The sequence below is a fragment of the Acidithiobacillus sp. TH-A36 genome (genome assembly GCF_057473445.1).
The window spans coordinates 1-2,147 of record NZ_JBYCKP010000186.1; the positions used below are offsets into that span (position 1 = coordinate 1).

A 2,147-nucleotide genomic window follows, 5' to 3' on the forward strand; every position below is an offset into this window, starting at 1 on the left:
GCAACCACTGGCCTACTTTAAGGTTACGGGAATTGCCCAGTTCTACCGTGGGCAGGTTGTGGGCATTGATTTTCAGCAGCGCCGTATCATAGCGAACCGATAAACCCACCACCTTGGCCGGGTAAGCGTGATGGTTGGTCAATGTCACAATAATATGATGCATTCCCCGCACCACATGTCCTGCCGTCACAATATAACCATTGTGGGAAATAATAAATCCTGAGCCCAGGGCCTCCATTATTTCTTTCTGGGGCGGGTTGGCTCCAGAAAACCCCTGGAAAAACTGGTAGAAAGGCGAGTTTCTGGGGAACGGATCGGTAGTGTTTCCCGCCCCTCCCCGAACGATTTTGGTGTCGGAGTCATCAATTTTAACGATCGCGTTCCCATATTTATTGACAATGGGTGTGAAATCGGGAAGGTCCACCAGTTTTTGCGGCATGGTGTCTGTTGTTGCCGGGGCAGGTTTGGACGTTGTGGCGGGTGAGCTCGTCTGACTGTCTGCAGCAAAAGCCCAGCCTGCCGCACCGAGTCCAAAACCCGCCGTTGCGGCTATTACGGCGACAAGTATCCGCCGTGGCTGAAAACTGAATGAACGTAAAGGCATAAACGTAGGCTCCTAATTTTTTTCAGGATGATTTTTGTCCCAATGACGCAATATCTTCTCCACCAGAATGCTGGCTGGATAAGTGAAGAGGGCGATGCCTGCCAAAATAAGCAGTATTTCCAGGACGTCAGTCATCAGCATGGAACAGAGCTGAGTTCCAACGAATAATTACAGGAATGATTACGGGTCATTAGCGGCATCTTCAAGTCATGGTCACGGTGCTATACACGCGTCTTAAGACGCCTACTTTTCGTGGGAAGTTCCCGGCAGCTCAACGGTAATGTGTGAGGCTTGGGGAACTTTCCCCGCCATCATGACCTCTCAGCATAGCCATAAACTTTGTTAGCAGAGGCCGTTACGCGATTGTTGTTCCCTCATTTCATGGGTGTTGCAGGCAGGTTTTTATGAGTCCGAACGCCGTAAGAACCGGTCGCTTCCGGGGTCGTTTGGCTTTGGCTATTACCTTGCTGCTGCTGGCGTTTGTGTATCTGGTCTGGCGTCTGGTCGATCTGGAGGTGCTGCATTATCAACGCTTCCGGCAAATGGCTCAGGCCAATCATACGGCCATTGTTCCGGTCGCTCCGGCGCGAGGACTGATTCTTGCCAGTCATGGCCAGATTCTCGCCGCCAACCATCCGCGTTATGTGCTGGAAATCATTCCGGACGAAACAGAGCACCTGCATGCGACCCTGAAGCACATTGATCAACTGTTTCCTGTTCCGAAACGAAATATTGCGCATTTACTGCGGACCCTGGATGACAAACCACCCTATATCCCCAGAATTCTTCTGCACCGCATGAATGCCCAACAAATAGCTGCATTTTCGGTGCGCGATATGCAGTTTCCAGGGGTGCAAGTGGCCGCACAGTGGCATCGCTATTATCCCTACAAAACCCTGTTTACCTCGGTAGTCGGTTATGTCGGACCGGTCAGTGCCCGAAATCTGAAAGGTTTTGATCCGCAAAAATACATTTATCGCCGGTTCATTGGCGAAAACGGTCTGGAATATGCGTTTGAACGTCAACTGCGTGGAAAATTCGGATATCAGATCAAGGATGTAAATGCCTTGGGCGTGCCTGTGGCCAATTTGCGGGATATTGCCCCAACGCCCGGAGATAACCTCCAGACCAGTTTGCGCCTGCGGGTGCAGCGCGCCGTCGCAACCGTTATGCGCCGCAATCATTTTCGTGGTGCGCTGGTGGCAGTTAATCCCAATAATGGCGCAGTGATCGCCAGTTACAGTAATCCCAGCTTCAATGCCAACTGGTTTGTAAATGGCATCAGTGAAGTCCACTGGCAGAGCCTGCTGCATGACAAGGGACGCCCCCTGCTGAATCGGGTGGCGCAAGGGCTTTATCCACCCGGCTCCTGCATCAAGCCCTTTTATTCCATTGAGGCGCTTCAGGATCATGTTATTTCGCCCAATTTTCACACCTACTGCCCCGGTTATATCCGTCTGGGTGGTCATGTTTACTGGGACTGGTATCGCTCGGGCTTCGGTGAAACCGGTTTGACCAAGGCGCTGGCCTGGTCGGTAGACGT

General features: G+C 51.9%; 3 protein-coding genes. 1 reads left to right on the plus strand and 2 read right to left on the minus strand.

Annotated features, from left to right (window positions below; all coding sequences use genetic code 11):
* A partial coding sequence (locus AC2VLY_RS05015) for a trypsin-like peptidase domain-containing protein (protein ID WP_486892967.1) occupies positions 1-604 on the minus strand: 604 nt, incomplete at its 3' end.
* Between the two features lie 12 nt (positions 605-616).
* On the minus strand, positions 617-745 hold the full coding sequence (locus AC2VLY_RS05020) for a hypothetical protein (protein WP_254892802.1): 129 nt from the start codon (positions 743-745) through the stop codon (positions 617-619).
* Positions 746-1,008: 263 nt separating this feature from the next.
* On the opposite strand from AC2VLY_RS05020, the gene AC2VLY_RS05025 reads away from it, so the two are divergent.
* The coding region (locus AC2VLY_RS05025; RefSeq protein WP_486892966.1) for a penicillin-binding transpeptidase domain-containing protein at positions 1,009-2,147 on the plus strand (1,139 nt) is incomplete at its 3' end.

Excerpts from the sequence above, each read along its gene's own strand:
- AC2VLY_RS05020 (WP_254892802.1), bottom strand. The coding sequence starts at position 745 with ATGCTGATGACTGACGTCCTGGAAATACTGCTTATTTTGGCAGGCATC.